Below are 21,318 nucleotides of genomic sequence, written 5' to 3'. Positions count from 1 at the left end.
AAAGCAAAATACTATAGGTTACTATGAGTAATAAATCATGTACTGGTCAGCAACATATTCACTGTCAAAATTGTAGTATCAGCGAATTATGCTTACCATTTTCTCTCAACGAGAAAGAGTTAGATTCTCTAGACAATATAATTGATCGTAAGCGACCTATTCATAAAGGCGAACAAATATTTAATGACGGTCAGCCTATGCATGCTCTTTATGCTATTCGTTCAGGTACCTTTAAAACTTACACCGTTAACGAACAAGGTGAAGAGCAAATCACAGGTTTCCATTTAGCAGGTGATTTACTTGGTTTTGACGCGATTGCAGAATCAGAGCATCCAAGTTTTGCTAAAGCATTAGAAACATCAATGGTTTGTGAAATTCCTTACAATACCCTAGATACATTGTCGAATACGATGCCGAAATTAAAGAAACAAATTTTGCGCATGATGAGTTCAGAAATTCGCGAAGACCAAGAAATGTTAACATTATTGAATCGTAAGAATGCTGAACAGCGCTTAGCGACATTTATTAGTGCTTTAAGTAGTCGCTATCACGCTCGTGGTCTATCAGCATCTGAGTTTCGTTTATCAATGACTCGTAGTGATATTGGCAACTATATTGGTTTAACCGTTGAAACCATCAGCCGCTTACTTAACCGTTTTCACAAAAATGGGCTAATTCAAGTGGATGGTAAGTTAATTACCATTCTTGATATTGATAAATTAAACGAGTGCGCAGCACTATAATATAGTTTTCCCTTCTTAATTCATAAACTTCCTTATTCAAGTATTTCACGCTATGCTTAGCGTGAAATACCATTTATATTTGATACGATAATAATTTGATTTAAAACAACTATTATTGTTACAAAGTAGACTATTGTTACAAGTACAGTAGGCAATTGATAAAGGAATTAACTATGGAAAAGTATCAAAAAATACTCGCGGTTGTTGACCCAACAACTGAAGATCAAAAAGCGTTAAAGAGAGCAATAGAGCTTGCACGTAAAACCGGCGCTAGCATTACCGCATTTTTGACCATATACGATTTTTCTTATGAAATGACTACCATGCTATCGAGTGATGAGCGTGAAGCTATGCGTCAGTCGGTAATAAACGATAGAACACAATGGTTACAATCCTTACTGTCAGAACTTGATACCGGTGAAATCCGTATTGACTGTCAGGTAATTTGGCATAATCGTCCGTTTGAACAAATTATTGAACAAGTATTAAAGAATGGCTACGACATTGTTATTAAAGGTACCCATCAGCACGATAAGCTTAAGTCAGTTATTTTCACACCTACCGATTGGCATATTTTACGAAAATGCCCGTGCCCAGTTTTACTCGTCAAAGAGCATTTATGGCCTGATAACGGTAATATTGTGGCCGCATTAAATATTGGCAGTGATGAAGAAGAACATAACTCACTCAATGAAAAAATCACCGCTGAAGCTAAACAACTCACTAAAGTGATGAATGCTAATTTACATTTAGTCAATTCATACCCTGGCACTCCCGTCAATATTGCCATCGAAATTCCAGAATTTAACGCTAGCGACTATAATCGCTCGATGTTTAAACATCATGAAAATGCGATGCAAGAACATGCTCAAGCGTTTAACATTGCTAAGGAAAATACCCATATTAAAGAGGGCTTACCTGAAGATGTCATTCAAAGTATTGCTAATGAATTAGATGCCGAACTCGTTATTTTAGGCACAGTAGGACGGACCGGCTTATCGGCAGCATTGATTGGCAATACTGCCGAGCATGTGATTGACCGACTCAACTGTGATGTATTAGCACTGAAACCCGACGGCTATGTCTCACCACTTGACGTTGAATAATCTTAGCTAAAATAGAGATTAAGAAAGTAAAGTTGAACTTAGACGATAAATTGTCTTGTTCAACTTTTTTCATTTAATTGCTTGGGCTATACTACGCGCCGCAATTTATCAGGAATTTACTATGAGCGCAGACTTAAAGTTGGCCCTTTCTCCGAGCCAAGAAACACAATTACATAAACTCGAAAAACGCTTACGCCGTCATGTCGGTCAAGCTATCGCCCAATATAATATGATTGAAGATGGCGATAAAATCATGGTGTGTTTGTCCGGAGGAAAAGACAGTTATGCCATGCTTGAAATTTTGATGCGTTTGAAAGAGTCCGCTCCGATTCATTTTGATCTCGTTGCCGTAAACCTTGACCAAAAACAACCTGGCTTCCCTGAACACATATTACCCAACTATTTAGAATCATTAGGTGTTGCTTACCAAATTGTCGAAGAAGACACCTATGCTATTGTAAAAGAGAAAATTCCTGAAGGAAAAACCACCTGTAGCTTATGTTCACGCTTGCGTAGAGCATTATTATACAAAGCGGCAAAAGCTTTAGGCGCAACTAAAATAGCACTTGGCCACCATCGCGATGATATGCTTGAAACGTTAATGCTTAACATGTTTTACGGCGGTAAGCTCAAGTCAATGCCAGCTAAGTTAGTCTCGGATAATGGCGAACATGTTGTTATTCGACCATTAGCATTTTGTAAAGAACAAGAACTTATTCAATATGCTCAACTCAAACAGTTCCCTATTATTCCTTGTAACTTATGTGGCTCTCAGCCTAATCTACAGCGTCAAAACATCAAAGCTATGCTGCAAGATTGGGATAAGAACCATCCGGGCCGTATAGAGTCGATGTTTACTGCTATTCAAAATGTTGTACCTTCACATTTATGTGACAGCGAATTATTTGACTTTAAGGCAATAAATTCCAGCTCTGGCATTATTGACGGTGGAGACACAGCTTTTGATCAAGAAGTACTTAGCCAAGCAACGGCACTTGATAGTAATCAAACGAAAGTAAATTCTGCTGATTTATTACAAGTAGTAGAAATTAAATAACACCATATAGTTAGTTGACCACTTTTAGCATTTTTTTAAACAAGGCTTAGTTATGCTCGAAAAGTTATTTCAGTTACAGCAACATAAAACAACCGTTAAACAAGAAGTCATCGCCGGTTTTACAACATTTTTAACCATGGCTTATATTATTTTTGTTAATCCGGCCATGTTAGCCGATGCCGGAATGGATCACGGCGCTGTTTTTGTTGCGACTTGTGTTGCAGCGGCCATTGGCTGTTTTGTCATGGGTTTGCTTGCTAACTATCCAATAGCATTGGCACCTGGTATGGGGCTAAACGCATTTTTCACTTACACTGTAGTACTCGATATGGGCTATACCTGGCAAGTGGCGTTAGGTGGAGTGTTCTTTTCTGGACTTATTTTTATCGTATTAAGTTTATTTAATATTCGTGAATGGATAATAAACAGTATTCCACACTCATTGCGCTTTGGTATTGCCGCAGGCATTGGGCTTTTTCTCGCATTTATTGCCCTGAAAAATGCCGGTATTGTGGTTGATAGCCCAGCGACCTTATTAACCTTGGGCGATATTACTTCAATGCCAGCTATTTTTGCCGCTGTAGGTTTATTCCTTATCGTTGGCTTGGCAAACAGAGGCATAAACGGCGCTGTAATGATCGCCATTTTAGTGATCACATTACTGGGGATTATTGTTGGCGATATTCAATATCAAGGCTTAGTTTCTTTGCCTCCTTCTGTTGCGCCAACATTCATGCAACTTGATATTGCTGGTGCATTAGAAGTAGGTATGCTTTCTGTAATATTTGCTTTTCTTTTTGTCGATTTATTTGATACTTCAGGTACGCTAATTGCTGTTGCACAGCGCGGGAATTTACTTGATAAGAAAGGTAACTTTCCACGCTTAGGCAAGGCGTTATTAGCAGACTCAACCGCGACAGTTGCGGGTAGTGTTTTAGGTACTTCAACCACAACTAGCTATGTTGAAAGTACCGCAGGTGTCAGTGCCGGTGGTCGTACTGGTTTAACAGCAGTTACAGTGGGTGTGCTATTTTTATTATCATTAATGTTTTCGCCCTTAGCTGCCATGGTACCGGCTTACGCAACGGCTGGACCATTATTCTACGTTGCTGTACTCATGCTTGCAGGCTTAGTGAATGTTAAGTGGGACGATTTATCTGAAGCGGTTCCCGTCACCATTATCTGTATTACCATGCCATTAACCTTTTCAATTGCCAATGGTATCGCCTTTGGTTTTATTAGTTATGTGGCAGTGAGAGCTTTTAGTGGCCAATTCAATAAAATTGATATCAGTGTATTATGCTTAGCATTATTGTTTTTATTAAAATTTGCTTTTTTCGCTTAACTTATTATTTTATTCACAGGGAAATAACCAATGTCAGTAACTTCAAATATATGTAAATCGATTATCTGTTCGAGTTTGTTATTAGCAAGTGCAGTTAATGCTGAAACACTTTGGAGTGATAACTCCATTAGCTATTTAAAAAATGTTGATGACTTTCAATTATTGGAAAACGACAACATAAATGTCATTACCTTTGAGCATGCTTCAGGCCACAATTGGGGTGATGTGTTCTTTTTTGTTGATCGCATCACAGCAAGTAAAGATGACAACCATGGCCGCTATGAAGAAACTTATGGTGAACTATCAGCTCGTCTCAGTTTAAGCTACTTAACTGGAACAAAAATGGCAATGGGACCGATCACTGATTTATATCTTGCCGGTACTTATGAACACGACACAGGTAACAATGATGGCTTTGGTTTTGGCTTTAATAACTACCTCGTTGGTGTTGGTGCCTCATGGGATGTTAAAGGCTTTAGTTACCTTAGTAGTAATGTGTATTTAGCCGAGAACGATGATACTGACAATGACTACCAGTTAACCGTAGCATGGGGCTACCCCATCGAATTAGGTAACCATGATATTATTATCGATGGTTACCTTGATTGGTCATCTGCAGCAGATGACCATAAAGCCGACTTCCACTTTAACCCTCAAATTCGTCTCGATGTTGGTAAATACTTTGGCAAAGCCAAATTCTTTGAAGTGGGTTTCGAGTATTCATATTGGCATAATAAATTTGGTATTGCTGGTTTAGATAACGAAAACACCCTAAGTGCGATGATAAAGGTACATCTATAGCACGATGGCAATTAGCGCTATAGGTATTAATTGCCAGTTAAAATAACAATTAAACATCAAAAGCTCATGAGTAAACACTCATGAGCTTTTTTATATAAACTGGGCTGTTGTATTTTAAACCGCGATAGATATAGCAACTTGGCTATTTATTGGGAAAAGTGAAGTATTTACGGTTATGACGGATCATTTCGGTTAACTCCAAAACGTAATCAGTACCGCGCTCAGAATATGGAATTAAACCCGTAGCAAGGATCTCAGGTGCTAGTGGTTGGTTTTGTTCTCGTAACTGGCTTCGTATAGTACGAAAAACCGTATAGGCACTATTGGTATTAATATTATGTAAATAACGTGCAACACCCTGCTTTATCGAGCTGTAAGCCGCAACTTCATGTTTAGCGCCAGTATTACGACTGCCCGGTACCATGCCACAGCCTTTTTTATAACACCAAACACCAAAAAAGTTCAAACCAATACGAGCAAATCGTGATGTTCCCCAAGCTGACTCATTCGCTGCTTGAACTAATATCAATGCAGGGGGAATAATATCAACTTTAACTTGTAACTCATACAGCTGCCTTAACAGTGAGAACTTTTTACTGACTTTATATTTTGCAATTAAGTCAGCGACTAGTGCAAGATCTTCTTCACTAAACGGCTGCTCTAAGGTCAGCTGCGCGATCAAACGTTCAATTTCTACCCGCAAAGCAAGTATTCTATTGTTCTCAGCCAATACCGCAGGTTTTATAAAAGCAAAAAATTGTCGTTTTTTCTCTTTCACATCACGTATTTTGGCAAAATTAGGGAGCGTAACATCATGTAATGGTTGTTCTACTTTTTTCACTACTTTAGGTATTGCTTTGGGCGCTACGGGTGTTACCTGCTCAATATCCTCTTCTATTGTTAAAAAAGTAAACGGAGCAATTAAACCAACACCCAACAAGGCAGCGAATATTAACCCTAAAAAATGCTGTTTATTAAATCTCGTCAAGCTTATAGTTCCTTAAGCAATAATCTTCAGTATGATCGACTCATTATAATCTGCAAAGTCATCATTTACGTTAGGCCGAAAAAGTGTCCGTTATAGTATTAGATTGAGCACCAGAAGCTGACATTTGTAAACCAAATATTTCACGATACAAAATACCTTTTACGTTATAAAACATCGGCGCAATGTAAGCTAAACAAAAAAGAAACAAAGCAATTGCAATAAAGCCTAGCTCTGAACCACCTGCAGCCGCAATCGGTAATGCGGCAACAACAGTAGCAAGCGCTAAAGTGACATAAAGCGAAAATATTTTAAACCACTGAAAACGAGTTGCACGTAAACTCACCGATATGGCTTTTAATGGTGACATTTGCTTTTCAACCACTAAAGGTAAGGCGAGCGACAACGCCACAGCCAAGAATATTCCGGGTAAATAGAATAGTGTTAACCCGATAGTCACTAGGGTTGATGTCAACAAAGCTGACACGGCAACCCAACTACCTCGCTTTAAAAAGGCAAAAACTAATTGTGGCCTTGTTTTTAAACCAACAGAATGAAATATTCCCATCATTTCAACACCCACAACAAATGGGTAAACCACTAAGGTTACAATAATATTAAGTAAAGTTGCTGATTGTTGGTCTTGAATGGCAACCTCAATACCACCTAATTGACTACTCACCAACATTGAAACTAACATTCCGATAATCAAGCAAGTTAATAACCCTAAATTAATTGCCATACGTGACTTTAAGGTTATTTGCCATGCTTCTTTTAATATCGCCACAACATCAAGCGAGTATTGACCTTGTATCGCTTCTTCAACACTACCACCAACTTTTACAACCGGATCTTTTTCCACAAAAAATATTACCTAATTAGCCAACGCATTCTCAGCGTTTATTATCTCTTAATTGCCGCCAGTATATCGTAATTTGCTCGTGTGTGTGAATAAGGAGCACAAAGTTGTGAAAATTCGATAAAAGCGGCTGATACCATTTAACTATTACTTTTAATTTTCTCTAACAAGCTTTTGAAGTAGTTAGCCCCCTTTTTATTCGCTAACGCAATATTATTATCGGGAATAGCTTCTGGATTTTTATAAACATTGAGTACCCTTGCCATGCTTTGCTCTCGAATTAAGTGCAAAGTGGGATAAGGTGAGCGATTAGTAAAGTTACTGGCATCATCATAATGTGCATCAGCAAAACAATATTCTGGATGAAAAGTCGCAATTTGAAATTCCCCCTCAAAACCATGTTCAACCACAAGCGCATTAGCATAATCAACCAAATCTAAAAAACGATTAAAGTCCCTAAAACCATCACAGTAAATTAATAAACTGGTTTCAACCTCAGGGTTATCTTGCAAGTAATGGCATTGTGCGAGTAACTCAGTCAGTGCTGATTTTAGCTGCGCTTGCACACTTAGGTGGTAATGTATGGTTTGATTAACAAACTCTTTTTTTGCGAACGGACAAAAATTCAAGCCAATAATGACTTGTTCGAGCCATTGTTTGGTTTGCTCTATTTCAGGTATTGTTGTCATGTAAACGTGAAGAACCTATGCTAAGTTTTTAATTACGGCTAAAAGAGCATGCTTTTAGCCTGATATGGTTAACGATAATCTAGGGAAAAATTTAAGCGCAGTAAGCCTAATTATCATGATGACTTTGTTGCAGCTGCCACATAGTATAATAGTAACCTTTTTGTGCTAATAAGCCCTGATGAGTGCCCTGTTCAACTATTTCGCCCTGCTGCATGACAATAATATTATCCGCGTCAACTATGGTCGATAGTCTATGCGCAATAACTAAACTGGTTCTATGCTCCGCCACTTCCTTTATTGCTGTTAATATGGCTTGCTCCGATTGGCTATCAAGTGAAGATGTTGCTTCATCAAAAACTAAAATCCGCGGATTTTTTAAAATAGTTCGGGCAATAGCCACTCGTTGCTTCTCACCGCCAGATAACTTTAAACCACGTTCACCAACAATCGTGTCGATACCATCAGGAAGCCTAGCAACAAAGTCTGACAAATGCGCCATTTTAAAAGCGTGATGTACTTTTTCGCTATCTGCGTTGGGCTCTCCATAGTGCACATTAGCAAATAGCGTATCATTAAATAGCACAGTGTCTTGCGGCACAATACCAATATTTTTTCTTAACGAATGTTGAGTCACTTGACGAATATTTTGTCCATCAATCGTTATTTTACCGCTGTCGCAATCGTAAAACCTAAATAACAATTTAACTAAAGTTGATTTTCCTGAGCCACTTTCACCAACTACAGCCACTTTTTGCCCTGACTTAATGGTAAATGATATGTTTTTGATGATGGGACGTTTAGCATCATAAGCAAACGACACTGCTTCAAAGTTAATCTCAGCTTGAGATAAACTTAATACGTCAGCATTTTCATTATCTTCGACTTTGGGTTTCTTCAACATCAATTCAAACATTTGTTCAATGTTGGCCAATGACCCTTTGATCTCGCGATAAACAAAACCTAAGAAATTTAATGGAATAAAAAGTTGCATCATGAAAGCGTTTATCAAGACAAAATCACCCAAGGTCATTTTTTCATAGGTTACTTGATAGGCGGCAAGTGCAAGCATAGCTGTCATTGAGCACGAGATAATCAGTGCTTGCCCGCCATTTAAGGCAAATAGAGATAATCTATTCTTCATTTTAGCCTGCTCCCAGCTGGCTAACTGGCTATCATAAGCTGAGGCTTCGTATGCTTCATTTGTAAAATACTTAACTGTTTCATAATTGAGTAGGCTATCAATAGCGCGAGTATTGCTCGATGAGTCAGCTTTGTTCGCTTCTCGAATAAAGCGAGTACGCCAGTCTGTCGCATAAACAGAATAACCAACGTATAGCACAATAGAAGAGAGGGTTATAAGGGCAAACCAAATGCCATAATTAACCAATAAAATCCCAACTACCATGACTATTTCGATTAAGGTCGGGATAATATTAAAAATCATGAAGCGCATTAAAAAGTTAATGCCAGAGGTGCCACGATCGATATCTCGTGATAACCCACCCGTTTGACGATTCAAATGAAAATCTAAATCTAATTTATGTAGATGCTGAAAAACTTTTAAACCTATCCGGCGAATCGCACGCTCAGTAACACGACCAAACAAAGTGTCACGAATTTCTGCAAATATAACAATGGTTAGTCTGACCAGACCATAGGCTGCCACTAAAGCAAACGGCACTAAGTAAATGCGGTTTTCTTGCTGGCTATCTAAAACATCAACAATATCTTTAAGAATAAAAGGTAAATATACGCTGGCGACTTTGGTCATTACTAAACAAGCTAAAGCAAAAAAAATACGCGCCTTGAACTCAAGTAAATAAGGTACTAAAAGCTTAACAACACGCCAATTAAAGGTAGTAACTTCTTGTTCTGGCTGATGGGATGATCTACGCATTATTGCTCGTTATTTCCGCTAAAATTTGAGTTGGTTACATGGTTTTAAGAATTGAATATATTATCATTAATGCTAAATTAAGTCTGAAAAAACATTTAACAATTACATTAACTAAAAACTGTTTGCATTGCTTTATGAACTTTTTCTGTAGTTGTGCTAACGTGAAACTATTCTGCTTATACCGTAACTCGCGATTATGTTTACTTTGATTAATAATATTATCGATCGCTGCTTCTTTACTGCTATTTTTATATTGGGTGTTCAGTTACCTGAGTTTATGCAGCAATATCAACAGCGCTTAGCTGGGCACTTGGCTGAAGCACAGTCACAATTAAATCAATTTGAAATAATCGCTCAACAACACTTTGATGGCAGTATCATCACCATGGTCACGCGCTATAAAGACAATAGCGAGGCCGCTATTGTCAGTACAGGTGAACTTATTGAACGGCTATCTTTGCGTGTTGAGTACCTTTCAACGCACTTAGCGCAAATAACACAATCTGACTATCTGCATAATGTTTATCTGTTTATTTGGCATTTAGATAATGAAATTGCCAGGGGCACTGTCGAACATTTTTCAATGGCAATTCCTCTTGAACTCAATGCTATTGCTACTGGTGGAACACTGGCCATTACGGCCTTAATTTTAAAAACAATAACCGTCAATTTGATTAAATACCCATTCAAAAAGAAAACAGTAATAGAACATTAGCTTAGGTTATTTTTAGCAATAAAAAAGGCTGCCGAAGCAACCTTTTTTTATACAGTACTAATGCAAAACTGAACTGTTAACTTATTCGCCGTTACCGTTTTCTACGCGACTTTTAAGCTTTTGACCAGGACGAAATGTTACTACTTTACGTGCTGAAATTGGAATGTCTTCACCAGTTTTAGGATTACGCCCAGGACGCTCACTTTTAACTCGTAGATCAAAATTACCAAAACCAGACAACTTTACTTGTTCGCCTGTTTCTAATGTTTCACGAATTTCTTCAAAAAACACTTCAACCATATCTTTTGCGTCGCGCTTACTCAGCCCAACTTTTTCAAATAAATGTTCTGCTACTTCTGCTTTTGTTAGCGCCATTATTTAATCCCTCAGAGATGCATTTAGTTCAGTTTTTAAGGTATCAACCACTCGGTCAACAACGTCTGTGATGTCCTTTTCTTCTAAGGTTTTATTATTATCTTGCAATATCATTGCTATTGCTAAGCTCTTAAAACCAGATTCAATACCATTACCTCGGTATACATCGAACAAGTTTAGATCAACTAAATAATTTCCGCCAACCTTTTCAATAAGTTGTAGTACATTATTTGCACTAACTTGCTCTTCAACAACAACTGCGATATCACGTCTATTCGCCGGAAAGCGAGATATATCGCGTGCTTGCGGGATATTTTGAGTACAAACCTCACTCAATAAAAGCTCAAAAACTAGTGTTCGGCCATTTAGACCTAATTTTCGTTCTAATTCAGGATGTAAGGCACCAACATAACCAACTAATACACCATTTTTGTGGATAGCAGCGGTTTGTCCTGGGTGTAAGGCATCAACTTCAGCTTTTGAAAATACATAGGCACTTTCATTACTTGTTAGCTTAAGCAACGCTTCAACATCGGCTTTGATATCATAAAAGTCAGTTGCTGATTTTTCAATATCCCAATGTTCTTCACTACGTTGACCGCTAAGAATACCTGCAATCATATTATCTTGACGAACGCCATTTTCTGCATTTTCATCAGGAATAAAGCGTAAACCCGTTTCAAATAAACGTACACGACTTTGTTGACGGTTTTGGTTATATGCCACAGATTGCAATAACCCCGTCCATAAACTGACACGCATTTCTGACATTTCTGACGAAATCGGGTGAGGTAAAGTCATGGTTGCTTGGCCAGGATGAAGCTGCGCCTGTACTTTCGGATCAACAAAGCTATACGTGATCGCTTCTTGATAACCGCGATTAACCAGTACATTGCGTAACTTACTTACCGATAACACGGCTTCTTTTTGCTCACGCATCGCCAATGTCGCTTTTGGCGAAACATTAGGAATGTTGTTGTAACCAAAAATACGAGCAACTTCTTCAATTAAGTCCACTTCAATACTGATATCAAAGCGATAAGCAGGAACAACAACAGTCCATACTTTCTCTGCATCAACACCAGTTTCAGTAACGCTAAACCCTAAACGAGTTAAGATGTTAGTTACCGTTACATCATCAATATGATGACCAATACGGCTATCTAATTTGGCACGACGTAAGCTTACTGCTTTTTCAGTTGGAATATTTTCTTGCGACACGGCTTCAACAATAGGTCCGGCTTCACCACCGACAATTTCAAGCAATAATTGTGTTGCACGTTCCATGGCGTCACGTTGCAATTGAGGGTCAATGCCACGCTCGTAACGATGCGATGCATCAGTGTGTAAACCATACTGACGCGCCTTACCTAAAATAGCTAACGGTGCGAAAAAGGCACTTTCTAAGAAAATATCTTTCGACTCGCTAGTCACGCCTGACGCTAAACCGCCAAAAATCCCTGCCATTGCCAGCGCTTTACCATTACCCTTGTCATCGCCATCAGCAATAACTAAGGTTTGCTCCGAAAGTGTAACTTCATTTTCGTCAAGCAAAACCAATTTTTCACCCTTAGCTGCGTAACGAACATTAATGCCGCCATCAATAGCTGCTAAATCAAAGGCGTGCATTGGATGACCTTGCTCTAATAGCACGTAGTTAGTCACATCCACTACAGGGTCTATTGAACGTGTGCCACAACGACGAAGCTTCTCCACCATCCATAAAGGTGTTTGAGCGTTTACATCGATATTTTTAATCACACGACCTAAATAACGCGGACAAGCTTTGTCAGCAGATAAAGTAATCGCTACGGTATCATCAATAGTTGGTGTAACTGCCGTGATCATTGGCTCTGTAACGCTTAAACTGTTAAGTACACCTACTTCACGCGCAAGACCTTTAAGGCCTAGGCAATCACCACGGTTAGCCGTTAAATCGACGTCGATAGTGACATCATTAAGATCAAGGTATTCTCTTACACACTTGCCAATAGGTGCATCACTGGCTAATTCCATAATGCCATCAGCATTATCAGCTAAACCGATTTCTGACTCACTACATAACATACCGTGTGATGGTACACCGCGCAGTTTTGCTTTTTTAATTTTAAAGTCACCCGGCAATACCGCGCCAACAGTGGCAACCGCAACTTTTAAACCTAGGCGACAGTTTTTAGCACCACAAACAATGTCAACTAACTCGCCGTCATTAAAATCTGGGCCTAAATTAATTTTTGTTACTTGTAATTTGTCTGCATCAGGGTGTGGACCACACTCAACCACTTCACCAATTAATACACCACTAAATTCACCAGCAACAGGCTCTACCGCGTCAACTTCTAGGCCAGCCATGGTAATTTGATGAGCTAACTCATCTGAAGATATAGCAGGGTTTACCCACTCACGTAACCAAGATTCACTAAATTTCATTATATGGCTTTCCTACTTGAACTGTTTTAAGAAGCGAAGATCATTTTCAAAGAATGAACGTAAGTCATTTACGCCGTAACGTAACATGGTTAAACGTTCAACCCCCATACCGAAGGCAAAACCAGTATAAACTTCAGGATCAATGCCGACACTGCGCAGTACATTAGGATGTACCATGCCACAGCCCAATACTTCTAACCATTTGCCGTTTTTACCCATAATATCAACTTCTGCAGAAGGTTCTGTAAATGGGAAATACGATGGACGGAAGCGAATTTCTACTTCTTCTTCAAAAAAGTGATGTAAGAAATCATGCAACACACCTTTTAAGTGTGTAAAGCTCACATCTTTATCAACCATTAAGCCTTCCACTTGATGGAACATTGGCGTATGAGTTTGATCGTAATCGTTACGATAAACCTTACCTGGCGAGATAATACGCAAAGGCGGTTGTTCTTTTTCCATGGTACGAATTTGCACACCAGACGTTTGCGTACGTAACACTAACTTAGGGTTAAAGTAGAAAGTATCATGGTCTTGACGTGCAGGGTGATGTTCAGGAATATTTAAAGCATCGAAGTTATGAAAATCATCTTCAACTTCTGGACCTTGCTTAACAGAAAAGCCTAAATCGCCAAAAAAGCTTTCAATACGCTCAATAGTACGTGTTACTGGGTGTAATCCGCCTAGCTCATCACCACGACCTGGCAATGTTACGTCAATAGATTCAGCAGCAAGTTGTTGTTTGATAACTTCGGCACGTAATAATTCACCACGTTCAGTTAACAATTTTTGTACTTGCTGTTTAGCGATGTTAATCACTTGACCCGCTTTGGGCTTTTCTTCTTTTGGTAACTTACTTAGGCCTTTCATTTGCTCAGTGAACAAACCTTTTTTTCCTAAGAAGTTAACGCGAACTTGGTCAAGTTCTACAGGGTCAGTTGCCGCAGCAATAGCTTGTTCTGCCTGCAATATTATATCGTCTAAATTCATGAGTTCCTCTAAAGCGTGTTTAAAGCGCCCATACTTCGAGTATTTAAATATAGGGCATTAACATCGGCCTAATTTGGCCTTTAGCTAGACTTTTTCGATTAATAAAATGGTGAATGATTTTACACAAAAACTTGTCGATAAAGTAGAGTAAATCTACGTTTTTCAACAATAATTTGCACTTTGATGCTGAATACTTTTCAAATACGACATTATTTTAAAAAATTAGCCATCAACTAAGCTATATTTTGCTGGCATTTTAGTGACTTCTCCTTTGCTCTACTGAATAAAAAACAACCACCATGCTAAGTTAAAATCAACCTAGCTTTAGTCTTAGTCTTAGCCTTAGCTTGAACAATCATGCTACGTTGCTGCCTAATAGCATCCGCTTATCTTCTAAATCCATTTCGATTACTAGCTCGCAAGTAGCAAGCAAAAAATAAAGATACAGTTCACTGCCACCTCAGCAAGGCTACTTAACTCACATGGTATTTACTCTCGCCATAAAAAAACGGTTACTATGTGAGTAACCGTTTCTAATAAAAACTATATTTGTTAATAATTCAAATTGCTTTCGTTATAAATTATACCCAACTTCATCATGCTCAATTAAGTCTAAACCGGTAGTTTCCTGCTCTTTGGAAACTCGCAAGCCGTTAGTCATAAAGCCGACTAATTTAAATAACAAATAAGAAACCACCGCCGTGTAAAGAATCGTTGAACCAATACCAATTAACTGCACAGTTACTTGCCCTAGCATAGTACTGATGCCCTCTGCATAGCCAAATCCGCTAAAGACACCTAACTCAGTTGAGGCAAAAACCCCTGCTAATAACGTACCTAATATCCCGCCAATGCCATGAACGGGAAATACATCTAATGAATCATCAATTTTTAGTTTTTGTTTGATATAAACTGTTGAGTAAAAACATACAATACCGGCTGAAACACCAATAATTAACGCACCACCTGGACCAACAAAACCTGACGCTGGTGTAATAGTACCCAACCCCGCCACCATACCGGTTACCGCACCTAAAACACTGGCTTTACCAAATTTCTTCCACTCAATAGCTGCCCATGTCAATGCACCTGCTGATGCCGAAAGGTGAGTAACTATCATCGCCATAGCGGCATCACCATTAGCAGCCAAAGCACTACCACCATTAAAACCAAACCAACCAACCCAAAGCATACCTGCGCCGGTTACTGTCATGGTTAAGTTATGCGGCAACATTGGCGTACGAGGAAAGCCATGGCGTGGCCCTAACACTACCGCAGCAACTAACGCCGCAACGCCCGCGGTAATATGCACAACAATACCACCAGCAAAATCGTATACGCCCATTTGCGCTAACCAACCACCGCCCCAAACCCAATGAGTAACTGGTGCATAAACCACTAGCAACCACAAACCTGAAAAAATCAATACTGCAGAAAATTTCATTCTTTCCGCATATGCACCAATAATCAAGGCTGGAGTGATCACTGCAAAGGTCATTTGAAAAAGCACAAATAGACTTTCAGGAATATCACCAGCGAGTGTTTCTTTAGTCATACCAACCATCATGACTTTACTAAAATCACCAATCCAGGCATTACCCTCACCAAACGCTAGGCTATAGCCCAAAATAAACCATAAAATAGAAGATAGACCTGCAATAGCAAAACATTGCATGAGAATTGATAGAATATTTTTACGGCGCACTAAACCGCCATAAAATAAAGCTAATCCAGGTAAAGTCATTAGTAATACCAAGGCAGTAGCAGTTAATATCCAAGCGGTGTTAGCGCCATTAAGGGCTGGCACGGCCGCAAAGCTTGGCACAGAAAACGTTAACGCTAGCAGTGCGATTATTATTTTATTCATTTTACATCCACTATTTAAATTTTTAGCTTAAGAATAAGCAATGAAGTTGTTCATTACCGGGTAATAACAACTGATTAAATCGCGTCATCATCTGTTTCACCGGTACGAATTCGGGTAACGCTTTCAATATCAGTAACAAATATTTTACCGTCACCAATTTTTCCGGTATGAGCCGAACTAATAATGGTTTCGACAACTCGCTCGGCAAAATCATCTTTAACAGCAATTTCAAATTTAATTTTTGGCAGAAAATCAACTGAGTACTCAGCACCACGGTAAAGTTCCGTATGACCCTTTTGACGACCAAAACCTTTCACTTCTGTTACTGTCATACCATCAATACCAATTTCACTTAACGCTTCTCTAACATCATCCATTTTGAAGGGTTTAATTATTGCTGTGACTAATTTCATTCGCTCACCTTTAGTGCATTTGTTATCAGTTAAATTCTAACTTTTATTATAGAGACAACACTAAGCACCATTTATACCCAAAATATAAAAACTATAAAATACAAACAACTAAATGATAAACAGCTCCCCCTTCAACACAACAAAGCACCAAAACAGTGCAACAAAACATTAATTAAGAGCCACCTTGGTGCAACACTCATTTGTCGCATCAAAAAAGCGCAGCCGTTATTCCCGCTTAAATAGCCCCTGTTACGCAAATACTTATCTCGCTGAAAATCATTTTGTCACGGGCATAAAAAAGCCCCGCAATTGCGAGGCTCTGCATAGGCTATCATTGTCAGTATGTCGTGCTTAATCAATCAGATGATATTCAGTGCGTAAAATATCGATGATCTCTTGCTTCGGGTTACTCGATAAAACAATCGCTTTACCGGTAATTTTTTCTGCTATAGCAAGGTAGGTTTCAGAGAGTGACATTAGTACTGCTGCAGGTAACTCATTATCACGAGCCAATGCTTCACGTTCCACCATACGGTCTTTATTTAATAATATATCGGCATCTGGGAAGTGATTCAGTAATAATTGACGGAAACCTTCCTTCGAGTTCTCAACAATATGACCTAATCGATATTGCGCTCCATCCCAAATACGTGATGAATCAGGTGTGCCCACTTCATCCATATAAATAAGTTTGTCATTGCCGTTACGGTCTTTGACATAACCAAACTCAAATTTAGTATCAACAAAAATTTGGTCCAGTTTTGCTAATGCTTCAGCGATAACATCAAAGCCTTCAGTTAATAACTTCTCATATAAGGCAATATCTTCAATTGACTTAAAATTAAAAGCCGCAAAATTATCAACCATATTTTTACGAGTAATATTAACATCGTCAACCGCTGGCACACCTGGAATTCCTTGTAAAATGCCTTTAGTTGACGGCGTTTGTAATAACGTCGGCAATTTACTGTCTTTTTCAAGACCATCAGGTAACTCAATACCGCAAAAATCTCGCTCACCTTTAGCATACGAGCGCCACATCGAGCCAGTAATATATTGACGACAAATGGCTTCAATCATCACAGGTTTAGCTTTTTGTACAATCCAAACAAAAGGGTGCGGTATATCAAGAATATGACTATCAGCTAAGCCTTGCTCTTGAAATAGCTTAAACCAATGATTTGATATCGCATTCAGTGCTGCACCTTTACCCGGTACGCCTTTCATGCCACCTTCGCCATGCCAAATACAGTCAAAAGCTGAAATACGGTCACTGATCACCATAATAGCTAATGGGGTATCGAGTGCAACATCGTAGTTTTTTTCTTTAATTAAGCGCTGGCTATCCGCTTGAGTTAACCAGTAAACGGAGCGTACCTTGCCACTGTGCACAGCAACGTCAGTACGGATAGGCAAATCATTATTTACCGCTAAAATTTGATCAGCAAGACTCATAATAAGACCTTTACTTCCTATAATTAAATAAACGTTTAACTAAACAGGTTGATGTACAAGTGCGTAACCCGCTTAATTAATCGCTCATACTATAGCCATAATATTTCCTGACTTATTAGTCAGTTTCTTAACATTTAAAAAAAGAAAAGGACGCCTAAAGGCGTCCTTTTTTTCGAGCTAATATCTCAAACTTATGCTAAAGAAGCTTGCGCTTTTTCAACTAAGAATGTGAAAGCTGCTTTATCGTATACTGCGATGTCAGCTAGGATCTTACGATCGATTTCAATAGAAGCCTTTTTAAGACCATTAATGAAACGGCTGTAAGATAAACCATTTTGACGAGCTGCTGCGTTAATACGAGCAATCCAAAGTTGACGGAATTGACGCTTACGTTGACGACGGTCACGGTATGCGTATTGGCCAGCTTTAGTTACAGCTTGGAAAGCAACGCGATAAACGCGACTACGAGCACCGTAGTAACCTTTAGCTTGCTTTAGAACCTTCTTATGACGTGCACGCGCTTGTACACCACGTTTTACTCTTGCCATTTTCTATCTCTCCTATTAACCGTGACGTAAAAGTTTTTTAACTGACTTAATGTCAGATGCGGCGATCATGCATTTAGCACGAAGATGACGCTTAACTTTAGTACGGCGTTTAGTCAAAATATGACGAAGACCGGCTTGTTTAAATTTATAGCCTGTGGCTGTCGCTTTAAAGCGCTTTGCAGCACCTTTGTTGGTTTTCATTTTAGGCATGTTAATAACTCCGCATTGTTATGCCAAATATAAAGTAAACTAGGCGAGAGTTTCTTAGCGCTTAGCAATTAAGCTAAGATATCGAACTCTGCTTGTAGGCCTTGTTTACCAGCTTAAAGATAATAGCGGTGAGTTAATTATTCCGAAAAACAATTAACTACTTGTCAAACCGGGTATTATCTATTTTTTAGGGGCTAAGACCATCACCATTTGACGCCCTTCCGCTCTACGAGGGAAAAACTCAACTACAGTCAATTCTTCTAAATCGTTTTTAACGCGAGTTAGAATTTCAAGACCAAGTTCTTGGTGGGCCATTTCACGGCCACGGAAACGTAATGTTACCTTGACCTTGTCGCCGCCTTCTAAAAAGCGCTTCAGGTTGCGTAGTTTGACCTGATAATCGCCTTCATCTGTTCCAGGACGGAATTTAATTTCCTTAACCTGTATTTGTTTCTGGTTTTTACGCTGCTCTTTCTGTTCTTTCGCTTTTTCATAGATAAACTTACCGTAATCCATAACGCGACAAACAGGAGGTTTTGCTGTTGGGCTGATTTCTACAAGATCGACACCTGCATCTTCAGCTTGATCCATTGCTTCATCCAATGTGACGATACCACCAGGCTCTCCGTCATATTTAATCAAACGAACTTCATTGCCTGCAATACCTGTGATTAACTCATTTAAACGATGTGCTGGCTCTTTTTGCCCGCCTCGTTGTCCACCTTTAATAGCCATGTTCCTCCAAAGAACGTTGTGACCAAGTAAGCGCTTATAGTTTTAGCTTACTTGGCTTAAATAATAATGTTACGTGTTTTATAATATAAAGTGCTTAGCGACGAGCTTTAACTTCGTCTGATAATTTGGCAACAAAGTCATCAACTGACATTGTACCTAAATCTTCACCACTTCGAGTTCGTACTGCAATTTCGCCAGTTTCCATTTCTTTATCACCGACAACTAACAAATACGGAACACGCTTTAAAGTATGCTCGCGGATTTTAAAGCCTATCTTCTCATTTCTCAAGTCTAGTTTTGCTCTAAATCCATTTTCTTTTAGTTTTTTAACAACTTTTTCACAATATTGCCCTTGTTTGTCGGTAATATTCATCACAGTTGCTTGAATTGGTGATAACCACGTTGGAAATTTGCCGGTGTACTCTTCAATCAAAATTCCGATAAAGCGCTCAAGTGAACCCAAAATTGCACGATGGATCATCACTGGAATGTATCTTTCGTTATCTTCACCAACATAAGTTGCGCCTAAACGCTCTGGTAAAGCAAAATCGAGTTGCACAGTACCACATTGCCAAGCACGTCCCAAACAATCCATTAAAGTAAATTCAATTTTAGGACCGTAAAACGCACCTTCACCTGGTAAGTATTCAAATTTAATATCACTGTCCGTTAATGCTTGCGCTAAACCTGCTTCAGCTTTATCCCAAATTTCATCACTACCAATGCGGTTTTCTGGACGCGTTGAAAGTTTAACAACAATGTCTTCAAAGCCAAATGAGCCATATACGTCGTAAACCATTTCAATACATTTAGTTACTTCCGCTTGTACTTGCTCTTCCATACAGAAGATATGTGCATCATCTTGGGTAAAGCCACGTACACGCATTAAGCCATGTAATGAACCTGATGGCTCATTACGATGACAACAACCAAATTCTGCAATTCTCAGCGGTAAATCACGGTAAGATTTTAACCCTTGGTTAAATATCTGAACATGACCCGGACAGTTCATCGGTTTTATCGCGTATTCACGCTTTTCAGATTCTGTGGTAAACATGCCATCAGCATATTTGTCCCAGTGGCCTGATTTTTCCCAAAGACTTCTATCCATCATCATTGGCGCTTTAACTTCGTCATAATCATATTCGTGCAACTTTTCACGCACAAACTTTTCTAACTCAGTGTAAATCGTCCAACCATCGTTATGCCAAAACACCATACCTGGCGCTTCTTCTTGCCAATGGAATAAATCTAACGTTTTACCAATTTTACGGTGGTCGCGTTTTTCAGCTTCCGCTAAGCGCACGATATAAGCTTTAAGTTGTTTTTTATCAGCCCATGCTGTGCCGTAAACACGTTGCAGCATTTTATTATCTGAATTACCACGCCAATAGGCGCCAGCAACTTTCATCAACTTAAAATGATGACAATGACGCATGCTTGGCACATGAGGACCACGACACATGTCAATGTATTCTTGGTGATGATAAAGCGCGGGTGTATCTGACTTATCAATATTTTCATCAAGAATTTCTAATTTGTATGTTTCACCACGTTCAGTGAAAGCATCGTATGCATCCTGCCACGTACCTGTTTTTTTAATAACTTCATAGCCCGTTCGCGCTAATTCTGTCATACGTTTTTCTAGTTTAACTAAATCGTCTTCGGTGATTGATTCTTCTAAATCAACATCATAATAAAAACCGTTTTCGATTGTTGGACCAATAGCCATCTTGGTATTAGGCCACAATTGCTTAATCGCATGACCTAATAAATGTGCACAAGAATGACGAATAATCTCTAAACCTTCGCTATCTTTGCTGGTAATAAGTTGCAGTGCTGCGTCTTCTTTAATTAATTCACAAGCATCGACTAATTCACCGTTGATGCGACCAGCAATGGTGGCTTTAGCCAGACCTGGGCCGATATCAAGGGCTACATCCATTACAGAAACAGCTTGTTCAAAAGAGCGTTGACTACCATCGGGAAGCGTAATTACAGGCATGTATATTTCCTTTGTTCAGTGGCGACACACACTAAGTGCCGCTTGATTATTATAATAATTTTTATAGTAACATTTTGATTATTAGACAAT

20 protein-coding genes are annotated in these 21,318 nt (G+C 39.0%); 6 read left to right on the top strand and 14 right to left on the bottom strand.

What is annotated here, in order from left to right:
- Positions 1-23 precede the first annotated feature (23 nt).
- The 5 genes from fnr (at position 24) to B0169_RS04095 (ending at position 5,052) form a co-directional block, all read left to right on the top strand.
- A complete protein-coding gene (gene fnr, locus B0169_RS04115; RefSeq protein WP_077284695.1) occupies positions 24-743 on the top strand; it encodes a fumarate/nitrate reduction transcriptional regulator Fnr in 720 nt (239 codons plus the stop codon).
- Between the two features lie 173 nt (positions 744-916).
- Positions 917-1,849, top strand: coding sequence for a universal stress protein UspE (gene uspE, locus B0169_RS04110; RefSeq protein ID WP_077284694.1), 933 nt, complete (start codon positions 917-919; stop codon positions 1,847-1,849).
- A gap of 121 nt (positions 1,850-1,970) precedes the next feature.
- A complete protein-coding gene (ttcA, locus tag B0169_RS04105) occupies positions 1,971-2,906 on the top strand; it encodes a tRNA 2-thiocytidine(32) synthetase TtcA (protein ID WP_077284693.1) in 936 nt (311 codons plus the stop codon).
- Between the two features lie 52 nt (positions 2,907-2,958).
- The gene (locus tag B0169_RS04100) at positions 2,959-4,251 is read left to right on the top strand and encodes an NCS2 family permease (protein ID WP_077284692.1); all 1,293 of its coding nucleotides are present in this window, start codon (positions 2,959-2,961) and stop codon (positions 4,249-4,251) included.
- 30 nt (positions 4,252-4,281) lie between these two features.
- Complete coding sequence (locus B0169_RS04095; RefSeq protein WP_077284691.1) at positions 4,282-5,052, top strand: outer membrane protein OmpK; 771 nt, start codon at positions 4,282-4,284, stop codon at positions 5,050-5,052.
- A 142-nt stretch (positions 5,053-5,194) separates the two neighbouring features.
- Here the strand turns inward: B0169_RS04095 and B0169_RS04090 are convergent, their stop codons facing one another.
- The 4 genes from B0169_RS04090 to B0169_RS04075 all read right to left on the bottom strand — a co-directional run bounded on the left by B0169_RS04090 (position 5,195) and on the right by B0169_RS04075 (position 9,482).
- Positions 5,195-6,040 carry a glucosaminidase domain-containing protein gene (locus B0169_RS04090; protein ID WP_077284690.1) on the bottom strand — a complete coding sequence of 282 codons (846 nt, stop codon included), beginning with the start codon at positions 6,038-6,040 and terminating at the stop codon, positions 5,195-5,197.
- A 70-nt stretch (positions 6,041-6,110) separates the two neighbouring features.
- Positions 6,111-6,899: a hypothetical protein gene (locus B0169_RS04085; protein WP_077284689.1), complete on the bottom strand. Its 789-nt coding sequence runs from the start codon at positions 6,897-6,899 to the stop codon at positions 6,111-6,113.
- Positions 6,900-7,036: 137 nt separating this feature from the next.
- Positions 7,037-7,585, bottom strand: a complete 549-nt coding sequence (locus tag B0169_RS04080) for a DUF1415 domain-containing protein (protein WP_077284688.1) — start codon at positions 7,583-7,585, stop codon at positions 7,037-7,039.
- A gap of 106 nt (positions 7,586-7,691) precedes the next feature.
- Complete coding sequence (locus B0169_RS04075; RefSeq protein WP_077284687.1) at positions 7,692-9,482, bottom strand: ABCB family ABC transporter ATP-binding protein/permease; 1,791 nt, start codon at positions 9,480-9,482, stop codon at positions 7,692-7,694.
- A gap of 196 nt (positions 9,483-9,678) precedes the next feature.
- Here B0169_RS04075 and B0169_RS04070 point away from each other — a divergent pair, with 196 nt between their 5' ends.
- Positions 9,679-10,197 (top strand): DUF2937 family protein, encoded by a 519-nt coding sequence (locus B0169_RS04070; protein ID WP_077284686.1) that lies wholly within the window; start codon positions 9,679-9,681, stop codon positions 10,195-10,197.
- A gap of 81 nt (positions 10,198-10,278) precedes the next feature.
- On the opposite strand, the gene B0169_RS04065 is transcribed toward B0169_RS04070, so the two are convergent.
- The 10 genes from B0169_RS04065 to thrS all read right to left on the bottom strand — a co-directional run bounded on the left by B0169_RS04065 (position 10,279) and on the right by thrS (position 21,228).
- A complete protein-coding gene (locus B0169_RS04065; RefSeq protein ID WP_077284685.1) occupies positions 10,279-10,572 on the bottom strand; it encodes an integration host factor subunit alpha in 294 nt (97 codons plus the stop codon).
- Positions 10,573-10,575: 3 nt separating this feature from the next.
- Positions 10,576-13,002 (bottom strand): phenylalanine--tRNA ligase subunit beta, encoded by a 2,427-nt coding sequence (gene pheT / locus B0169_RS04060; RefSeq protein ID WP_077284684.1) that lies wholly within the window; start codon positions 13,000-13,002, stop codon positions 10,576-10,578.
- 12 nt (positions 13,003-13,014) lie between these two features.
- Positions 13,015-13,995, bottom strand: coding sequence for a phenylalanine--tRNA ligase subunit alpha (gene pheS, locus B0169_RS04055; protein WP_077284683.1), 981 nt, complete (start codon positions 13,993-13,995; stop codon positions 13,015-13,017).
- A 574-nt stretch (positions 13,996-14,569) separates the two neighbouring features.
- A complete protein-coding gene (locus B0169_RS04050) occupies positions 14,570-15,862 on the bottom strand; it encodes an ammonium transporter (protein ID WP_077284682.1) in 1,293 nt (430 codons plus the stop codon).
- Positions 15,863-15,936: 74 nt separating this feature from the next.
- Complete coding sequence (glnK, locus tag B0169_RS04045; RefSeq protein WP_077284681.1) at positions 15,937-16,275, bottom strand: P-II family nitrogen regulator; 339 nt, start codon at positions 16,273-16,275, stop codon at positions 15,937-15,939.
- Positions 16,276-16,626: 351 nt separating this feature from the next.
- On the bottom strand, positions 16,627-17,730 hold the full coding sequence (locus B0169_RS04040; protein WP_077284680.1) for a phosphoribosylaminoimidazolesuccinocarboxamide synthase: 1,104 nt from the start codon (positions 17,728-17,730) through the stop codon (positions 16,627-16,629).
- A gap of 191 nt (positions 17,731-17,921) precedes the next feature.
- Positions 17,922-18,278: a 50S ribosomal protein L20 gene (gene rplT / locus B0169_RS04035; protein WP_077284679.1), complete on the bottom strand. Its 357-nt coding sequence runs from the start codon at positions 18,276-18,278 to the stop codon at positions 17,922-17,924.
- Between the two features lie 15 nt (positions 18,279-18,293).
- Positions 18,294-18,488, bottom strand: a complete 195-nt coding sequence (gene rpmI / locus B0169_RS04030; protein WP_077284678.1) for a 50S ribosomal protein L35 — start codon at positions 18,486-18,488, stop codon at positions 18,294-18,296.
- 180 nt (positions 18,489-18,668) lie between these two features.
- Positions 18,669-19,223, bottom strand: a complete 555-nt coding sequence (gene infC / locus B0169_RS04025) for a translation initiation factor IF-3 (RefSeq protein WP_077284677.1) — start codon at positions 19,221-19,223, stop codon at positions 18,669-18,671.
- A gap of 94 nt (positions 19,224-19,317) precedes the next feature.
- Positions 19,318-21,228, bottom strand: coding sequence for a threonine--tRNA ligase (gene thrS / locus B0169_RS04020; RefSeq protein WP_077284676.1), 1,911 nt, complete (start codon positions 21,226-21,228; stop codon positions 19,318-19,320).
- Positions 21,229-21,318 lie beyond the last annotated feature (90 nt).

This window comes from Cognaticolwellia aestuarii, from assembly GCF_002000025.1.
Taxonomy (GTDB): domain Bacteria; phylum Pseudomonadota; class Gammaproteobacteria; order Enterobacterales; family Alteromonadaceae; genus Cognaticolwellia; species Cognaticolwellia aestuarii.
The sequence above is the reverse complement of the archived record's forward strand: the minus strand, read 5'-3'. Positions and strand labels throughout refer to the sequence as shown.